This is a genomic window from Frankia sp. R43 (assembly GCF_001306465.1).
GTDB classification, from domain to species: Bacteria; Actinomycetota; Actinomycetes; order Frankiales; family Frankiaceae; genus Parafrankia; species Parafrankia irregularis.
The window spans coordinates 313,308-330,849 of the sequence record NZ_LFCW01000009.1; the positions used below are offsets into that span (position 1 = coordinate 313,308).

A 17,542-nucleotide genomic window follows, 5' to 3' on the forward strand; every position below is an offset into this window, starting at 1 on the left:
GGAAGACCGATACCTCGACTTGCCCTGATCGGTGCTCGGTGTTCGGTGCGGTGCTAGCGCAGCTGGTCCTTCATCACTTTTCCGGACGCGTTCAGCGGCAGGCTCTCCAGGAACTCGACGTGCCTGGGCACCTTGAAGCCGGCCATCTTCTCCCGGCTCCACGCGATCAGCTCGTCGGCGGTGACCGGGCCGCGCCGGACCACGAACGCCTTGCCGACCTCGCCGAGGCGGTCGTCGGGCACGCCGATGACCGCGGCCTGCGCGACCGCGGGATGCCCCAGCAGGTAGCCCTCGATCTCGGCCGGGTAGGCGTTGAAGCCGCCGACGATGAACATGTCCTTCTTGCGGCCGATGATCCGCAGGTACCCGCGCTCGTCGAGGGTGCCCAGGTCGCCGGTGTGCAGCCAGCCGTCGGGGTCGATCGTCTCGGCGGTGGCGGCGGGGTCGTCCAGGTAGCCCTGCATCACCGTGTAGCCGCGGATCAGCACCTCGCCGTCGTCGGCGATGGAGATCTCCACGCCGTCGCAGGCCTTGCCGACGGTGGTGGCGATGTCCTCGAAGGAGTCGCCCGGCCGCGAGGCGGTGGCGGTGCCCGCCTCGGTGAGGCCGTACCCGGTCATGATCGACTGGAAGGGCAGCTCCTGCTTCATCCGCCGGATCAGCTCGACCGGGATGTCGGCCGAACCGGTGACGGCGCACCGTAACGAGGAGACGTCCGCGCTGCCCCGCGCCGCCAGTATCGAGTGGTAGAGCGTGGGCGGGCCGGGGAGCATGGTGATCCGCTCCCGCTCGATCAGCTCGAGCAGCCGGTCCATCTCCAGGACGGCCATCGGCACGATGGTCGCGCCCCGGATCAGGGCGGCGACGATCCCGGCCTTGTAGCCGAAGTTGTGGAAGAACGGGTTGACGATCAGGTACCGGTCGCCCTCCCGCAGATCCGCCTGGTAGCACCACTCCGCGTACAGCCGCAGCGTCTGGTGGTGGTTCATCATGACGCCCTTGGGCCGCCCGGTCGTCCCGGACGTGAACAGGATGTCGGCGATGTCGTCACCATCGGTGACCACCGGTGCGTCCAGCGGCGCCCCGGAGGTCAGGAAGCCCGACTTGATGTCGACGGCGGGCACGGCGGTGATACCGGCGTACGCCTGCCCGAGGAAGCCCTCCTGGACCAGGACCATCCTCGCCCCGCTGCGGGTGAGGATGTCGTTCGCCTCCTCGGCCTTGTAACGGGTGTTCACGGGCACCAGCACCCCGCCGGCGGTCAGCAGCCCGAAGGCCGCGATGATCCACTCGGCGGAGTTCGGCGCCCAGATCGCCACCCGGTCGCCCTTGCCGACGCCCGCCGCCGCGAAGGAACCCGCGGCGGTGCGGACCCGGCCCACCAGCTCGGTGTAGGTGAGGCGCAGTGCCCCGTCGACGACCGCTTCGGCGTCACCGAAGCGGTCGGCGGCGCTGAGCACCATCTCCGGGATGGTCTCCCACTTCATGCGTCGATCAGCCTGGCCAGGTTGCCGCCCATGATCTTGGCCTGGTCCTCCGCGCTGAGGTCCTTGAGCACCTCGACGTAGCTCACCGGGTCGCCGAGGCCCTCGGGGTGCGGGTAGTCGGAGCCGAAGAGCACCCGCTCGACCCCGATCAGCTCGGAGAGCTTGCCCATGTCCTCCTCCCAGAAGGGGCTGACGTGGACGTTGCGCCGGACCACCTCGATCGGGTTCTCCAGGAACTGCTGCGGGTACTTCTTGTAGATGTCCTTCAGCTCGGAGAGCAGTGGGGCGACCCAGGACGCGCCGTTCTCGATGACCGCGATCTTCAGGGTCGGGAACCGGGACAGCGCACCGTGGCAGACCAGCGCGGCCACCGTGTCCTGGATGGGGCGCCACTGGCCGAACATGCGGAAGGCGTCCGGCTGGAACGGCAGGTACTCGCGGACCTTGCCCTCCCAGTCCTGGGTGTAGCGGTTGTAGCCGCTGTCCGAGGAGTGCAGGCCGACCAGGATGTTGTGGTGCACGACCCGCTCCCAGAACGGGTCGAACTCCGGCAGGCCGAAGGACCGCGAGCCGTTGAAGCCGGGCACCGGCGCCGGCCGGATCAGGACGGCCTTCGCCCCGCGCGCCACGACCCACTCCAGCTCCTCGATCGCCTTCTCGACGATCGGCAGGGTGATGACCGGCGTGGTGAAGATGCGGTTCTCGTAGTTGAACTGCCAGGTCTCGTACAGCCACTCGTTGAGGGCGTGGATGACGACGTGGGTCAGTTCCGGGTCGTCCCGCATGCGCTCCTCGATGAGGCTCGCCAGCGTCGGGAACATCAGCGTCCGCTCGAGGCCCTGCTCGTTCATCAGCTCGATGCGGGACTTCGGCTCGCGGAAGGCCGGGATCGACCGGATCGGCTTGCCGACGATCTCACGGTAGGACTTGCCCTCGGGGTTCCCGATCTTGAAGAACTCCTCCTGGGCGCCCGGGCGCGCGACGACCTCGAAGGTCGGGTTGGGGATGTAGTCGCTGATCTGGCCCCGGATCGCGATCTTCGTGCGGCCGTCCACCTGGACGTACCGGATCGCGCCCCTGTACGCCTCCGGCAGGAACTTGGTGAAGGCGTCCTCGGTCTCGTACAGGTGGTTGTCCGCGTCGAAGACGGGGTACGGCGACACTCGCGTAGGCATGAGATCCTCCCTTACTGATATGGAGAACCCTATTCTCTTCCCCGCTGTGCCGCAATGTCTGCCTGCTGCGCGGTGTCCCGACGCGCAATGACTGCTCGTAGGACCGCCTTTTGGATCTTACCGCTGGGGGTGCGCGGGAAGTCCTCGATCTCGACCAGCTCCTCGGGCCACTTCTGCCGGGCCAGCCCCGCCTGCTGGAAGTGCGCGCGCACCGCGTCCAGGGTCGGCAGCGCGGCCCCGTCCTGCAGGCGGAGCACCGCGGCGGCGTGCTCGCCGAGCCGGGCGTCGGGCGCCGCGACCACCGCGGCCTCGGCGACACCGGGCATGGTCAGCAGCACCTCCTCGACCTCCAGCGCGCTGATGTTCTCCCCGCCGCGGATGATGAAGTCGGCCTTGCGGTCGACGATCGTCAGGTACCCGTCGGCGTCGAGCACCCCGACGTCGCCGGTGCGGTACCAGCCGTCGGCGTCGAAGACCTGCGCGGTCAGCTCGTCGTCGAGGTAGCCCAGGCACAGGTCCGGGCCCCGACTGAGGATCTCCCCGTCCGGTTCGAGCCGGATCTCCACACCGGGCAGGACGTCCCCGTCGGTGAACAGGCGCTTGTCCGGTCCCGCGGTGTACCGGGAGCCGGTGATCGAGGGATGCTCGGTGCTGCCGTAGGAGCGGAACACCGTGATGCCCAACTCGTCCAGCCGGGTGGTGACCGCCGCCGGCACCGACGACCCGCCGAGCCCGGCGTAGCGCATCCCGACCAGGTGCTCGGGGGTGAAGTCGGGGTGGTCCAGCAGGCTGGTCATGAAGTACGTGGCGCCGCCGCCGACGGTGAGGCCGCCGGTGCGCATCAGCTCCAGCGCCTGCGCCGGGTCCCAGACGTCGGCCAGGTTGATCGGACGTCCTTCCAGCACCGGGATGAGGAAGGCGTTCAGCATGCCGATGAAGTGCCCGATCGGCGCGGCGGTGAGCTGGCGGCCGCGGTCCGGGGGGTAGAGGCCGGCGAGCTGGCGGGTCTCGAAGCCGAGCGTCCGATGACTGTGGATGACGCCCTTGGGGTCGCGGGTGGTGCCGGAGGTGAACGCGATCACCGCCGGGGCGCCCGGGTCCGCCGCGACGGTGCCGGGCATCGGGTCGTCGGCGAGCAGGTCGTCGAACGCCAGCGGCTCGCCGCTCGGGCGCCCCACCACGCCGACGACGGGCACTCCGGCGACGAGGTCGGGCTGGAACTCCAGCCGCCCGAAGCCCTGCGCCGTGACGAAGACCTTCGGCGACGTCCGTTCCAGGATGTAGCCGACCTCCTTGCGGCCGTAGAAGTGCACCACCGGCACCACGACCGCGCCGAGTAACGCCGAGGCCCAGAAGGTCGCCGCCGCCTCCACCCAGTTCGGCAGCTGGAACACCACGACGTCGCCGGGGCCGACCCCGCGGGCGCGCAGCCCGGCCGCCAGCCGGCGCGCGACCTGCTCGACCTCGCGGAACGTGCCGTTCCACGGCCGCACCGCCGAGTGGACCCGGAACTGCGCGTCCGGCGCGGCCGCCAGGCCCGTGGCCAGGATGTCGCCCAGCGTCTCGGACGTCCACCAGCCCTCGGACTCGTACCGCCTGACCAGCTCGGGGGGAACCGTGCGCATCGCGTGAGCTCCGATCTGTGCTATTCCCGGACTCTCCCAGGACACTCGGGCAGGTTCCACAGGTACCCCGCGGGCCGCCGGCATCCGCGTGCGGCGGAAGGCCGGCAATCTCACAGGGGAACTCTGGATTTTAGGCGGGAATGTTACTCTCCATATTTAGAATTGTATTCTCAACCTGGAGTTGGGTCCATGATTGATCTTGAGCTGGACGCCGGGCTCGCCGTCATCACGATCGACCGGCCCGAGGCGCGCAACGCCATCTCCCTGGCCACCATGGGTGAGCTGGAGAAGGCCCTCGACGCCGCCGACGGCGCCGGGGCCCTGGTCATCCGGGGCGCCGGCGACCGGGCGTTCGTCTCCGGCGGCGACCTCAAGGAACTCGCCGCCCTGCGCACCGAGGACGAGGCGACAGCCATGGCCCTGCGGATGCGCGCCATCTGCGACCGGCTCGCCGCGTTTCCCGCCCCGGTGATCGCCGCCGTCAACGGGCACGCCCTGGGCGGCGGCGCCGAGGTCGCGGTGGCCGCCGACATCCGCGTCGCCGCCGACGACATCAAGATCGGATTCACCCAGTCGACGCTGGCGATCATGCCGGCGTGGGGCGGCGCCGAACGGCTGGCCGAGCTGGTCGGGCCCGGCCGCGCGCTGCTGCTCGCCGGCACCGGCCGGGTCCTGACCGCCGCCGAGGCCGAGGGGCTCGGGCTGGTCGACCAGGTCCTGCCGCGGGCCGCCTTCGACGAGGGCTGGCGGGCACTGGCCCACTCCCTCACCGGCGCGCCCGCCCGCGGCATCAAGCACGTCCTGCGCCGCGCCGCCGGTGCGCCGCTGACCGAGGCACACGCCGAGGACGCGGCCCGGACCTTCGCCCGGCTGTGGGTGGACGACGAGCACTGGGCCGCCGTCGAGCGGGCCGGCGCCAGGCGCGCCCGCTGACCGTGCCGGCCGCCCGGACCCGACCGGCCGCAGGAGCGCCCGATCGGGTCCCGGGCGCGGCCGCGGCCAGTGACACACGGTCCCGCAACGCGCGGTCCCGCTGCCCGCGGCGCGCGGCGCGGCTCAGGTGACCGCGCCGGCGGTCTTCAGCTCGATGATCCGCTCCCAGTCCAGCCCCAGCTCCAGGAGGATCTCCTCGGTCTGCGCGGCGAAGTCCGGCGCCGGGCCCAGCTCGGGCGCCTGCACGTCGAACTGGACCGGGCTGGAGACCAGTTCCAGGTCGCCGGCGGACAGCAGGTACTCGTTGGCCCGGATCTGCGGGTCGCCGCTGACCTGCAGCGAGTCCTGCACCGGCGCCCACGGGCCGGAAAGCGTGCCCAGGCGCTCCGTCCACTCGGCGAGGGTGCGCGCGGCGAACGCCTCCCGCAGGATCTCGACCGCCTCCGCCGTGTGCGCGGCGATCTGCTCGGCGGACGAGAAACGCGGGTCGTCGGCGAGCTCCGGGCGGTCGATGTGGCGGACGACGTCCGGCCAGTACCGGCCCGGCTGGAGCATGACCAGCGAGAGGAAACGGCCGTCCGAGGTGCGGTAGAGCCCGGAGAGCGGGTTGCTCGGCGAGCCGTGCGCGCCTGCCGCCGGGGCCTGCAGCGGCTCGTCGAGCAGCATGGACAGGGAGATCGTCTGGCCCATCGCCCACAGCCCGCTGCCCAGCAGGGAGACGTCGACGACCGACGGCTCGCCGGTGCGCTCACGCCGGAACAGCGCCGCGGCGATGCCCCCGGCGAGGTTCGTGCCCGAGATCGTGTCGCCGTAGGCGGGGCCGGGCGGCGGGGTGATGCCCTCGTGGCCGCTCGGGGTGATGCTGGCCGCCGACGAGGCCCGCGACCAGAAGGCCGTCATGTCGAAGCCGCCCTTGTCCGACTCCGGGCCGCGCGGCCCCAGGGCGCTGCCGCGGGCGTAGATGACCTGCGGGTTCAGCTTCCGGATGTCCTCGACGTCGATGCCGAGCTTCTGGCGCGAGCGGGGCAGGAAGCTGGTGAGGAAGACGTCCGCGCGGCGGGCCAGCTCGTCGAGGATCTCCTTGCCCTCGGGCCGGGACATGTCGAGGCCGAGGCTGCGCTTGCCGCGGTTGGCGTGCCAGATGTTCGGGTTCGGCCCGTCGCCGACCTTCAGGTTGCCGGTCTGTTTCAGGCCCCGCTGCGGGTCGCCGGTCACCGCATGCTCGATCTTGATGACCTCGGCGCCCCAGTCCGCGAGCACACCGCCCGCGGACGGCACGAAGCCGTACATCGCCACTTCGAGAACCCTGACTCCGTCGAGCGGCTTCATGCGGCACCCTTCGCGATCGCGCTGCTGTCCACGAGCTCACGGGCCCGTGAGCTCCCAAGCCCGTGAGCTCCGGAGCCCGTGAACTCCCGAGCTCACGGTCTCACGGGCCCACAGCCTCACGAGGTCCGAAAGTTACATTCTCGCGAAGTGGAAATCAACCGTCGACCTGCGGAGAACCCTAGGACCCGACGCTGCTCGCGACGATCTGCGGCAGGTCCACCGAGGTGCGGATCCCGGGCGTCGCCGCGCACACGATCGGCACCGCGTTGACCGCCCGGTTGGCGGTGTAGGCCGGTGAGATCGCCGCCATCTGCTCCAGCGGGAACGGGAACCGCAGCGCGATGTCGAGCGGGGCGTCGCCCTCCAGGTCGATGTGCCAGCCGGTGTCACGCAGGTCCCAGGCCGGTTCGAGATCACGGGTGCAGTACCAGTTCGCCCGGAAGCTCAGGACCTCGCGGCCGTCGCGGATCCCGGCGACCGTCAGCCGCTGGGCCGCCACCGTCCCGGGTTCCAGGGTTCCCGCGGCGATGTGCACCGGGCGCGGCGAGGTGGCGACCTCGCCGGACGCCTCCAGCGTGTCGATCCTGATCCCGAGCGTCTCGGCGATCAGCAGCAGCGAGGGCCCGAAGCTGATCCGGCCGTGGGTCAGCCGTGCCTCGTCCACTGACGCCGGTGGCCGCCCGAAGCCCATGACGTCGAACAGCAGGCCCGGGGAGTCCCGCCGGGACAGGTCCGCGAACTCCTGGATGGCGAGCCGGTCCAGGCGGCGCTGGATCGACGACAGCACCAGCGGCACGGCCTCGGTGATGAAGCCCGGGCTGCTGCCGGTGCTGTGCACCGACGTACCGCCCTGCTCACAGGCCGCCTCCACCTGCCGGCGGACCTCGGGATCCATACCGGCCGGCCGGTGGAACTCCCCGCGGGTCGTCACGATGTTCGCGCCCGAGGCGAGGATGCGGCACACCTCGCCGACGTCGAAGTACCGCGGCATGTACAGGACGCAGTCCGCGCCCAGCGCGAGGATCAGCTCGACGTCACCCGTCGCGACGACGCCGGTCGCGCCCACGCCGCACAGGTCACCGGCATCGCGGCCGACCTTCTCGGCGCCGTGGACGAAGACGCCGGCAAGCTCCAGCTCCGGATGCGCGATCACCTCGCGCAACGCGTAGGTGCCGATGTTCCCGGTGGCCCACTGAACGACGCGCAACTTCCCCACGTGTGTCTTCCCCTCGTCGGGATCGGATCATCGCGTTCGGGTCAGCCTGGGTGGATCATCGCGGAGGCGATCGCCTGGTGCGGACATCGCGTGTGGACCGGCTGCGGCCGTCGGCGCGGGGCTCGCCCGCCGAACTGTGGCGGGCCTGCCAGCAGAGGGCGAAAATCCACCAGATTCACATGACCCGTGTGCTGCGCGCCACAGCCTAGGCGGATCTTGACGCCGTCGTCAATATTGAGCCCTTCCCATCGTCGACCGGCGGCGCCCCTGACCGTGCACCGTGAGATGGAGAAGGCTCATGGGAGGAACATCATGCTGCTCAACGGAACGTCGGCCCTGGTCACCGGCGGGGCGTCCGGCCTGGGCCTCGGCACCGCACGGGTGCTGCTGGACCGTGGCGCGGCCGTCACGATCGTCGACCTGGCGTCCTCACCCGGCCGGGACGTCGCCGCCGAGCTCGGCGTGCGCTTCGTGGCCGCGGACATCACCGACACCGACCAGTTCGACGCGGCGCTCGACGCCGCCGCGGCCGACGGCCCGCTGCGCGGGGTCGTGCACTGCGCCGGGCGCGGAGGTGACCGGCTGCGGGTGCTGGACCGGGCGGGCAACCCCGGCGCGCTCGACAGCTACGCCGAGATCATCAGGATCAACCTGGTCGGCACGTACAACGTGGTGCGCCTGGCCGCGGCGCGGATGGCCCGCAACGCCGAGCTCCCGGGCGGCGACCGCGGCGCGATCGTGCTGACCGCGTCGGTCGCCGCCTTCGAGGGCCAGATCGGCCAGACCGCCTACGCGAGCGCGAAGGCCGGGGTGCGCGGCCTGACCATCGTCGCCGCCCGGGATCTCGCCAGCTGGGCGATCCGGGTGAACACGATCGCGCCGGGCGTGTTCGAGACCCCGATGCTCGGCCGGCTGCGCGACGACATCCGCGACGGTCTGGCCGCCGGCGTTCCGCACCCGAAGCGCCTGGGCACGCCGGCCGACTTCGGCCGCCTCGCCGCCGACCTGCTGGAGAACGGCTACCTCAACGGTGAGGTCATCCGGCTCGACGGCGCGCTGCGGATGGCGCCCCGCTGACCTCCCCCGGGCGTGGCTGGCCTCTGCGGCTGTGACATGAGAGTGTCATCACAGATGTGGCGGTCAGGTTCGATTCGGGCGAGCGGCACCGGGGCCAGGGCGTCAGCCGGCGCTGCGCCGATGCTGCCGGCCGGCCTCCCCGTACCGATCCCCGGTCGGCAGACCTGGCCGGATGCTCCTTTTCACGATCAAGAACCGAGTCTGCCCGCCGCCGCGCCCGCAGCCCCCGGAGACGCTGGACTGCGACACGCGACGCTGGTATCGACGTCGATGTTAAATTTTTCTCAGGCGGCCGGAGCCCCGGCCTTCCCATACGCAGGAGGACGGTCGTGACCTCGGTGATGCAGGGCGTCCGGATTCTCGAGGTCGCCGAGCACACATTCGTTCCCGCGGCCTCGGCCCTGCTCGCCGACCTCGGTGCCGACGTCATCAAGATCGAGCACGTCGAGCGCGGCGACGCCATGCGGGCCCTGGCCTCCTCGGGCATCGCGGTCGTCCCCAAGGACGTCCACGTCCTGCTCGAGCACTCCAACCGCGGCAAGCGCAGCCTCGGCCTCGACCTCACCTCCGAGGCGGGCCGCGACATCCTGTACCGCATCGCCGCGACGGCGGACGTCTTCCTCACCAACAAGCTGCCGAGCGTGCGCACCAAGCTGCACATCGACGTGGACGAGATCCGCGCCCACAACCCGAAGATCATCTACGTGCGGGGCACCGGCCAGGGCGAGCACGGCCCGGAGGCCGACCGCGGCTCGTACGACTCGCTGGCGTTCTGGGCCCGCTCCGGCGTCGCGACCGGCATCATGCAGCCCGAGTACGGCCACGTGCCCGTCCCGCCGGCACCCGGCTTCGGTGACTCCATCGGCGCGATGACGATCGCCGGCGGCATCATGGGCGCGCTGTTCCACCGGGAGCGCACCGGTGAGGCCTCGACCGTGGACGTCTCCCTGCTCGGCACGGCGATGTGGTCGATGGGGCAGGCGATGGCGCTGTCGCTGCTGCTCGGCGTCCCGTGGACCCCGCCGCCGGCCGACCAGCAGCGGATGAACCCGCTCACCGGCAACTACCGCACCTCGGACGGTCGCTGGGTGGCCCTGACCTGCCTGCAGGCCGGCCGGTACTGGGCGCCCATGTGCGACGTCATCGAGCGCCCGGAGCTCGCCACCGATCCCCGTTTCGCCAACCACGCGAGCCTGATGACGAACAGCGCCGAGGCGATCGCGATCCTGACCGAGACGTTCGCGGCCCGGCCGCTGGCCGAGTGGCGGGTGCGGCTGGAGAACTTCGTCGGCCAGTGGACCGTCGTCCAGGACACCCTCGAGGCCGCCGTGGACGTCCAGACGGTCGCCAACGGCTACGTCCAGGAATGCACGACCGCGGCCGGGGTCCCCTTCCAGCTCACGACCGTGCCGGTGCAGTACGACGACAAGCCGGCCGCGCCGAAGCGGGCGCCGCTGTTCAACGAGCACGGCGACGAGATCCTCGCCGAACTGGGCCTGGACACCGAAGCGGTGCTGGACCTCAAGATCCGCGGCGTCGTCGCGTAGCACTCACCTCAACGAAGAGCAGGAGAACAAGACATGACGTTGTTTGACGCCTTCCGGTTCGACGGCAAGCGGGTCGTGGTCGTCGGTGGCGCGACGGGCATGGGCGCCGCCACCGCCGAGCTGGCGCTGTCCGCCGGCGCGGAGGTCGTGGTCCTCGACTACGCCCCCGTGAAGCTGGAGGGCGTGCAGGCCATCCAGGTCAACCTCGCCGAGGCCGCCTCCATCGACGCCGCCCTGGCGCAGCTCGACGGCCCGATCCACGCGCTGGTCTCGGCCGCCGGTGTCGCCGACGGCACCCCGGGCATCGAGCGGATCAACTTCATCGGTCACCGCTACCTGATCGACAAGGTGATCGCCTCCGGGCAGCTGGGCGCCGGCTCCGCGATCGGCTTCATCTCCTCGGCCGCGGGCCTGGGCTGGGAGGCCAACCTCGAGTCGCTGAAGGAGTTCATCGCCATCACCGACTTCGACGAGGCCACCAAGTGGGCCGTCGAGAACAACAAGGCCGACTACATGAACACCAAGCAGGCGGTCTGCGCGTACGTCGCCACCCAGGCGATGCCCCTGCTCAAGAAGGGCATCCGCATCAACGCGATCTGCCCGGGCCCGACCGACACCCCGCTGGCCCAGGAGAACAAGGAGATGTGGCTGGGCTTCGGCGCCGACTACCGGGCCGAGGTCGGCATCGAGGCCGCGACCTCGCTGGAGCAGGCCTACCCGCTGCTGTTCCTGGTCAGCTCCGGCGCCTCCGCGATCAACGGCATCACGCTGGTGACCGACGCCGGCTACTTCTCCGCCGGCCTCACCGAGGTCTACCCGGCCGCGACGCCGATCGTGAAGTTCCTCTCCGGCCGCTTCTAGGAAATCCGGCTGTATCCGACGGACACGGTAGTCGACAGACACCGAAGACCTTCCCGTCGTCGATGCGGACCTGCGGCCGACCGGACCGTACGTCGCGCGGCGGAAAAGGCTCACCGAGCCTTTTCCGCCCTCGGCACGACTCGTGTCATTCCTGACCGTGGACCATGCGACGAAAACAACTCCAGGCCCCTCCCCGGAACGGATCGGATGACGACAACGAGCAGTGGCGGCCAGCGCCAGGACGGCCACATTCTGCACGAGCTGGGATTCGAGACCAGCCGGGTCGGCGACGAGATTCACGGGTCCGCGGCGATCACCCCGGAAATGTTCGTGCCCGGAACGTCCAGTGTCCGCACGTCGATTCTGGCGGCCTGGACCGATGTCGTCGCGGGTTACCTGGTGCTGGAGTTCCTGGCGCCGCGGGTGCCGGTCACACTCGATCTCGACATCCACGTCCACGAGCCGTTGCGCGAGCTCGAACGGATCAGCGTGGTCGGCCGGCTGGTGAAGAAGGGTCGCTCGGTCGCGGTGATCGACGTCGACGTGACCGGCTCGGACGGGCGCAGCCTCGCCGTCGGCGTGGCGTCGTTCATGGCGGCGCCGGACCCGACCGTGCTCATGCCGCCGGAGATGACCCGGGCGGCGGCGCTGCCGGTGACTCTCCCCCGGCAGCGGCTGAGTGTGCCCTTCGCCCGGCGGGCTCGCTGCGAGATCACCCGTCCCGGGGTCGCCCGGCTCCCCCGGGCCGAGGACGCACTCAACGCGGCCGGCACCGTCAACGGCGGGCTGATCGCGCTGGCCGTCGAGGAGGCCGCGCTCTCCCTCTCCCCCGGTGCCACGCTCTCCCTGCTGGCGCTGCGCTATCTGCGGCCGGTCCGCATCGGGCCCGCCGTGGCCACCGCCACCGCGCAGGCAGGCCTGGGACGGGTGGAGGTGCGCGACGCCGGCGACGGCGACAGGCTGTCCGTGTACGCCACCACCCGGACGTTTCCGGCACCGCCGCCCGGCTGACCCACCCGGGCCCCACCCGAGCCGACCTGGCCGACCTGGCCACCCGAGCCGGCCTGGCCACCGGACCGCCCGACCCGCCCGGATCGCTCGACCCACCCGGACCGCCAAGCCAGCGACACCGACCAAGGAGCTCCCGATGCGCCCGCTTCCCGAGATCACCCCCGCCACCGAGTGGTTCTGGAAGTCGGGGGCCGACGGGAAGCTGCGCATCCAGGGCTGCGACGACTGCGGCCAGCTCGTGCACCCCCCCGTCCCCATCTGCCCGCGGTGCCGCAGCCGGGCCCACACCCCCACCGAGGTCTCCGGGCGGGCGACGGTCGTCGGGTTCACCGTGAACGTGCAGCCGTGGACGCCCGCGATCATGCCGCCCTACGTGGTCGCGAACGTGGCGCTGGTGGAGGACGCGAGCGTCCGGCTGACCACGAACATCACCGGGTGCGAGCCGGCGGACGTGCACATCGGGCAGGAGGTCGCCGTCCGCTTCGAGCAGCACGAGGACGTCTGGCTGGCGATGTTCGAGCCGACCGGCGGCACGGACCCGACCGACCGGGTCGGCGAGCCCGACCTGCCCGCCCCGCGCGCGCCGCTGAGTGACCACCGCTTCGAGCACCGGGCGGTGCTCTCCGGCATCGGCCGGTCGCGGATCGGGCGCCGGCTGATGGTCGACCCGCTCGAGCTGACGATCGACGCCTGCCTGAAGGCGGTCGCCGACGCGGGCCTGACCCTCGACGACATCGACGGCCTGTCCACCTACCCCGGCGCGGCCGGCATGGGCATGAGCGAAGGCGGGGTGACCGCCGTCGAGGAGGCGCTGCGGCTGCACCCGACCTGGACGAACGGCGGCGGCGACCTGCCCGGCCCCGGCGGCTCCGTCATCGCCGCGATGCTGGCGGTCGCCTCGGGCCTGTGCCGGCATGTGCTGTGCTTCCGGACGGTGTGGGAGTCCACCTACCGGACCCTGGGCCTGGGCATGGGCGGCGGGGGCGGCCGGCACTCGAACGCGACCACCCTGTGGCGCGCGCCGTTCGGGGCGATGTCCGCGGCGAACTGGATCGCCATGAACGCCAACCAGTACTTCCACCGCTACGGCGCCGACCGGGAGATGCTCGCCGCGATCGCCCTCAACGGCCGGGCCGGTGCGGCGCTCAACCCGAACGCGATCTACCGCGACCCGCTGACCCTCGACGACTACATGTCGGCGCGGATGGTCACGACCCCGTTCGGCCTCTACGACTGTGACGTGCCGTGCGACGCGTCCATCGCCGTCGTCGTCTCCGACGCCTCCGTCGCGGGGGACCTGCCGAAGCCGGCGATCCGGGTCGAGGCCGTCGGCACGCAGATCCTCGAGCGGGTCTCCTGGGAGCAGGGCGTCATCACCCACGAGCCGCAGGTGCTCGGCCAGGCCGCCCACCTGTGGACGAGGACCGACCTGCGCCCGTCCGACGTGGACCTGGCGCTGGTCTACGACGGCTTCACCTTCAACGCGATCTCCTGGATCGAGGGCCTCGGCTTCTGCGGCATCGGCGAGGCGCAGGACTGGCTCGACAAGGGCCGGCGGATCGCGATCGACGGCGAGCTGCCGCTCAACCCGCACGGCGGCCAGCTTTCCGAGGGCCGCACCCACGGCTACGGCTTCTTCTACGAGGCGGTCACCCAGCTGCGCCATGAAGCCGGTGAGCGCCAGGTCGCGAATGCCCGGACGGCGGTGGTCACTTCCGGTGGCGGCACACCGTCCGGTGTGTTGCTGCTGCAGCGTGACGGTTCCTGAAAACCAGCCCGAGAGTGGTGCTCCGAATGCCGGCCGGCGGCATGGAAGCGGCATGGAATGCGTGAGGATTGCCGGCTCGTTGCCGCATCTTGTCGCGCCTTGCCGCAGCCGGATCACCCCGTCGGCCCGCCCAATCAGCGCCGCCCATTCTGTGTCATAGTGGTGTCATGAGCGAGGAAATCAGCTGGAGTCCCTACGACAAAGTGCTTCATCTGGCGCCCTACGACGTGTGGCGTCGCCTTCGCGATGAGGCACCGGTCTACCGAAACGACGATCTGGATTTCTTCGCGTTGTCGCGGCACGCCGACGTCGAGGCCGCCAGCCGGGAGCCGCTGCTCTACAGCTCCGCCTACGGCACGGTCCTGGAGATCATGGGGTCGGAGCCGCTGGGCACCGGCCACATGATCTTCATTGACCCGCCGAAGCACACCGAGCTGCGCGCGCTGGTCTCCCGGGCCTTCACGCCGCGGCGGATCTCCGCGCTGGAGACGTCCATCCGGGCGCTGTGCGCCGAGATGCTCGACCCGCAGATCGGCGGCGACGGCTTCGACTACGTGCAGGACTTCGCCGCCCAGCTGCCGTCCAAGGTCATCTCCGAGCTGCTCGGTGTCGACCCCGCCGACCGCGAGGACATCCGCAAGCTCATCGACCAGACCTTCCACCAGGAGGAAGGTCAGGGCATGGTCAACGACATCTCGTTCGCCGCCCAGATCAAGATCCACGAGTACCTGACCAACATGCTGGACGAGCGCCGCAAGAACCCGCGCGACGACATGATGACCAGCCTGGTCCAGGCGGAGATCGTCAACGAGAACGGCACCCGGCGGCTGACCAACCAGGAGTGCGCCGACTTCACGAACCTGCTCGTCAGCGCGGGCACCGAGACCGTCGCCCGGCTGCTCGGCTGGGCCGGCTCCGTCCTGGCCGAGCACCCGGACCAGCGGGCCGAGCTGGCGGCCGACTCGTCGCTGCTCGGTGGCGCGGTCGAGGAGCTGCTGCGCTACGAGTCGCCGTCCCCCGTCCAGGCCCGGATGCTGACCGAGGACGTCGAGCTGCACGGCGTGCAGATGCCGGCGAAGTCCAGGGTCCTGCTGATCACCGGCTCGGCCGGGCGTGACGAACGCAAGTATCCCGACGCCGACAAGTTCGACATCCACCGCAAGTTCGACAGCCATGTCTCCTTCGGCCTCGGGACGCACTACTGCCTGGGCGCCTCGCTGGCCCGTCTCGAAGGGCGGATCGGCATCGAGGAGACGCTCAAGCGCTTTCCGGAGTGGGGCATCGACCGCGAGAAGTCGGTCCGCTCGCACACCAGCACCGTCCGGGGCTACGAGCAGCTCCACTTCGTCCTCGGCTGACCTCTTCGGCAACGCACGCGAACCCGGCCGGCTTCGACATTCCACGAAGCCGACCGGTCCACGCTTCGCACCACAGGTGCCGTCGACCACCATCGACCGCCACGTACAACGAAGGAGCTGACGTTTCGTCAGCTCCTTCGTTGTACGTGTGGCGGACCGTGGCGCGGAAGTGCATCGCCCACGCGCGCTGCATGCGTTGCGCGCATGCACGCGACGCGTTGGTCGCGACCCCCATCCTGCCGGCGAAACTCATCTTGTCGCCGTACAGCGCAAGCACACAGGATGGGGATCGACTCCCGATGAAGTTCGGCACCTTCGTCACGATCACCCTATGGCGATCATAATTCTGCCGACCACCGCGTGCGCGCTGGTTCTGCCGCCTGTCCGGATACCCGAGGAAAGGAGTGACGTCAGACGGGGCGGCGCGGCCTGCGGGCGGAGGGGGCGGGTTTTCCTCGGCGGCTGACGCCGAGGCGCGCACCGGATTCCCGGTTCGGCCGTTCGGCGCGCAGGTTGAGGGGCTGGCCGGCGATGCGGGTGCGGCTCAACGCCTGCCGGGTTTCCTTGGTCAGGTCGGTGGGAAGTTCGACGAGGCTGTAGTCGACCCGGATGTCGATCCGCCCGAAGTCCGCCCGGTCCAGGCCGCCCTCGTTTGCGAGCGCCCCGACGATCTGGCCCGGGGTGACCCGCTGGCGATGCCCGACCCCGATCCGGTAGGTGGCATAGACCCTCCGCGGCCCGCTCGCGCCGCGGGCGGGCCTCTCGCGGGCAGGCGGAGCGGTGTCCGGCGGGAGGAGGAACTCTCCCTGTTCCTGGCGGGTCATCACGGCCAGCGCCGCGGCGATGTCGGCGAGCGGAACGTCGTGCTCGCTGGTGTAGCCAAGGACCAGGTCCCTGAACACGGCGTGGGCTGGCGCGTCGAGCGCGGCGGTGATCGCGTCGTGGAACTTCGCGACCCGCTGGGCGTTCACATTCTCCGCGGTGGGCAGTTCCATCTCGGCGAGCGGCTGGCGGGTCGCCTTCTCGATCGCGGCGAGCAGGCCCTTTTCCCTGGGGGTGACGAGCAGCAGCGCCTCACCGCTGCGCCCGGCGCGGCCGGTACGGCCGATGCGGTGGACGTACGACTCCGGGTCGGTGGGAATGTCGTAGTTGACGACGTGGGTGACCCGTTCGACGTCGAGGCCGCGGGCGGCGACGTCCGTGGCGACGAGCAGGTCGAGAGTGCCGTCGCGGAGCTGGGCGATGAGCTTCTCTCGCTGCGGCTGGCTGAGGTCGCCGTTGATCGCCTCGGTGGCGAATCCGCGGCTGCGCAGCCGCTCGGCGACGTCCTCGGTCGCCGACTTCGTCCGCACGAAAATGATCATCGCTTCGAACGGCTCGACTTCGAGGACCCGGGTGAGCGCGTCCATCTTGCGCGGCCCGGCGACGGTCAGGAACCGCTGCCGGGTGTTCGCGGCCGTGACGGTCCGCGCCCTTACCGTGATCTCCACCGGGTCGCGCAGGTACTGCCGGGAGATGCGGCGGATCGGCGCGGGCATCGTCGCGGAGAACAGCGCGACCTGCTTGGCGTCGGGGGTGTCGGCGAGGATCCGGTCGACCTCCTCCTGGAAGCCCATCCGGAGCATCTCGTCGGCCTCGTCGAGGACCAGCGTGCGCAGGCCGCCCAGATTGAGCGTCCCGCGTTCCAGGTGGTCGATAACCCGCCCGGGAGTACCGACGATAACCTGCGCGCCGCGGCGGATCCCGGCCAGCTGGGGAGCGTATGCCTGCCCTCCGTAGACGGGCAGCACATGCAGGCCGGCGAGGTGGTGGGAATACCGGCCGAACGCCTCGGCGACCTGCAGGACCAGTTCCCGGGTCGGGGCGAGCACAAGCGCCTGGGTGGAGGTGCTGCGCACGTCGATCCTGGACAGGATCGGGAGAGCGAACGCGGCGGTCTTGCCGGTCCCGGTCTGGGCGAGGCCGACGACGTCGCGGCCCGCGAGCAGGGCGGGGATCGTGCCGACCTGGATCGGCGACGGCACCTCGTAGCCGAGTTCGGTGAGGGCTCGCAGCACTGCGGTGCCAAGCCCGAGATCTTGGAACGTCTGCTGGTCTTCGGACTCGGTCACACCTGAGAATACGGTTGCGCGGCAGCCCGGTGAAACCGGCGCCC

General features: G+C 70.7%; 13 protein-coding genes. 7 read left to right on the forward strand and 6 right to left on the reverse strand.

Annotated elements, in window-relative coordinates:
- Nucleotides 1–53: 53 nt before the first annotated feature.
- The 3 genes from ACG83_RS33355 to ACG83_RS33365 are packed head-to-tail and all read right to left on the reverse strand — an operon-like array spanning nucleotide 54 to nucleotide 4,287.
- On the reverse strand, nucleotides 54–1,487 hold the full coding sequence (locus tag ACG83_RS33355; protein WP_054570224.1) for a FadD3 family acyl-CoA ligase: 1,434 nt from the start codon (nucleotides 1,485–1,487) through the stop codon (nucleotides 54–56).
- Complete coding sequence (locus ACG83_RS33360; RefSeq protein ID WP_054570225.1) at nucleotides 1,484–2,662, reverse strand: amidohydrolase family protein; 1,179 nt, start codon at nucleotides 2,660–2,662, stop codon at nucleotides 1,484–1,486. Before ACG83_RS33360 ends, ACG83_RS33355 begins: the two co-directional genes overlap by 4 nt.
- Nucleotides 2,663–2,691: 29 nt before the next feature.
- Nucleotides 2,692–4,287 carry an AMP-binding protein gene (locus ACG83_RS33365; RefSeq protein ID WP_054570226.1) on the reverse strand — a complete coding sequence of 532 codons (1,596 nt, stop codon included), beginning with the start codon at nucleotides 4,285–4,287 and terminating at the stop codon, nucleotides 2,692–2,694.
- A 189-nt stretch (nucleotides 4,288–4,476) separates the two neighbouring features.
- Between ACG83_RS33365 and ACG83_RS33370 the strand changes: the two genes are divergently transcribed.
- Nucleotides 4,477–5,220: an enoyl-CoA hydratase/isomerase family protein gene (locus ACG83_RS33370; RefSeq protein ID WP_054570227.1), complete on the forward strand. Its 744-nt coding sequence runs from the start codon at nucleotides 4,477–4,479 to the stop codon at nucleotides 5,218–5,220.
- 123 nt (nucleotides 5,221–5,343) lie between these two features.
- On the opposite strand, the gene ACG83_RS33375 is transcribed toward ACG83_RS33370, so the two are convergent.
- Both ACG83_RS33375 and ACG83_RS33380 read right to left on the reverse strand, forming a co-directional pair.
- Nucleotides 5,344–6,549 carry a CaiB/BaiF CoA-transferase family protein gene (locus tag ACG83_RS33375; RefSeq protein WP_054570228.1) on the reverse strand — a complete coding sequence of 402 codons (1,206 nt, stop codon included), beginning with the start codon at nucleotides 6,547–6,549 and terminating at the stop codon, nucleotides 5,344–5,346.
- 178 nt (nucleotides 6,550–6,727) lie between these two features.
- Nucleotides 6,728–7,765, reverse strand: coding sequence for a dihydrodipicolinate reductase (locus ACG83_RS33380; RefSeq protein ID WP_054570229.1), 1,038 nt, complete (start codon nucleotides 7,763–7,765; stop codon nucleotides 6,728–6,730).
- Between the two features lie 312 nt (nucleotides 7,766–8,077).
- Here ACG83_RS33380 and ACG83_RS33385 point away from each other — a divergent pair, with 312 nt between their 5' ends.
- From ACG83_RS33385 to ACG83_RS33410, 6 genes are all read left to right on the forward strand, one after another.
- Nucleotides 8,078–8,842, forward strand: a complete 765-nt coding sequence (locus tag ACG83_RS33385) for an SDR family NAD(P)-dependent oxidoreductase (protein ID WP_054570230.1) — start codon at nucleotides 8,078–8,080, stop codon at nucleotides 8,840–8,842.
- Nucleotides 8,843–9,171: 329 nt separating this feature from the next.
- Nucleotides 9,172–10,389, forward strand: coding sequence for a CaiB/BaiF CoA-transferase family protein (locus ACG83_RS33390; protein ID WP_054570231.1), 1,218 nt, complete (start codon nucleotides 9,172–9,174; stop codon nucleotides 10,387–10,389).
- Nucleotides 10,390–10,422: 33 nt separating this feature from the next.
- Nucleotides 10,423–11,250 (forward strand): SDR family oxidoreductase, encoded by an 828-nt coding sequence (locus tag ACG83_RS33395; protein WP_054570232.1) that lies wholly within the window; start codon nucleotides 10,423–10,425, stop codon nucleotides 11,248–11,250.
- Nucleotides 11,251–11,457: 207 nt separating this feature from the next.
- On the forward strand, nucleotides 11,458–12,261 hold the full coding sequence (locus tag ACG83_RS33400) for a hotdog domain-containing protein (RefSeq protein WP_054570233.1): 804 nt from the start codon (nucleotides 11,458–11,460) through the stop codon (nucleotides 12,259–12,261).
- A 136-nt stretch (nucleotides 12,262–12,397) separates the two neighbouring features.
- Nucleotides 12,398–14,029: an OB-fold domain-containing protein gene (locus ACG83_RS33405; RefSeq protein WP_054570234.1), complete on the forward strand. Its 1,632-nt coding sequence runs from the start codon at nucleotides 12,398–12,400 to the stop codon at nucleotides 14,027–14,029.
- Nucleotides 14,030–14,196: 167 nt separating this feature from the next.
- Complete coding sequence (locus ACG83_RS33410) at nucleotides 14,197–15,387, forward strand: cytochrome P450 (RefSeq protein ID WP_054570235.1); 1,191 nt, start codon at nucleotides 14,197–14,199, stop codon at nucleotides 15,385–15,387.
- Between the two features lie 410 nt (nucleotides 15,388–15,797).
- Here ACG83_RS33410 and ACG83_RS33415 read toward each other — a convergent pair whose 3' ends face one another.
- Complete coding sequence (locus ACG83_RS33415) at nucleotides 15,798–17,498, reverse strand: DEAD/DEAH box helicase (protein ID WP_054570236.1); 1,701 nt, start codon at nucleotides 17,496–17,498, stop codon at nucleotides 15,798–15,800.
- Nucleotides 17,499–17,542 lie beyond the last annotated feature (44 nt).

What these genes read in the sequence shown, in the direction of transcription:
- ACG83_RS33355 (WP_054570224.1), bottom strand. Translation starts at nt 1,487, where the DNA reads ATGAAGTGGGAGACCATCCCGGAGATGGTGCTCAGCGCCGCCGACCGC.
- ACG83_RS33365 (WP_054570226.1), bottom strand. Translation starts at nt 4,287, where the DNA reads ATGCGCACGGTTCCCCCCGAGCTGGTCAGGCGGTACGAGTCCGAGGGC.
- ACG83_RS33405 (WP_054570234.1), top strand. Translation starts at nt 12,398, where the DNA reads ATGCGCCCGCTTCCCGAGATCACCCCCGCCACCGAGTGGTTCTGGAAG.
- ACG83_RS33370 (WP_054570227.1), top strand. Translation starts at nt 4,477, where the DNA reads ATGATTGATCTTGAGCTGGACGCCGGGCTCGCCGTCATCACGATCGAC.
- ACG83_RS33410 (WP_054570235.1), top strand. Translation starts at nt 14,197, where the DNA reads ATGAGCGAGGAAATCAGCTGGAGTCCCTACGACAAAGTGCTTCATCTG.
- ACG83_RS33360 (WP_054570225.1), bottom strand. Translation starts at nt 2,662, where the DNA reads ATGCCTACGCGAGTGTCGCCGTACCCCGTCTTCGACGCGGACAACCAC.
- ACG83_RS33375 (WP_054570228.1), bottom strand. Translation starts at nt 6,549, where the DNA reads ATGAAGCCGCTCGACGGAGTCAGGGTTCTCGAAGTGGCGATGTACGGC.
- ACG83_RS33385 (WP_054570230.1), top strand. Translation starts at nt 8,078, where the DNA reads ATGCTGCTCAACGGAACGTCGGCCCTGGTCACCGGCGGGGCGTCCGGC.
- ACG83_RS33400 (WP_054570233.1), top strand. Translation starts at nt 11,458, where the DNA reads ATGACGACAACGAGCAGTGGCGGCCAGCGCCAGGACGGCCACATTCTG.
- ACG83_RS33395 (WP_054570232.1), top strand. Translation starts at nt 10,423, where the DNA reads ATGACGTTGTTTGACGCCTTCCGGTTCGACGGCAAGCGGGTCGTGGTC.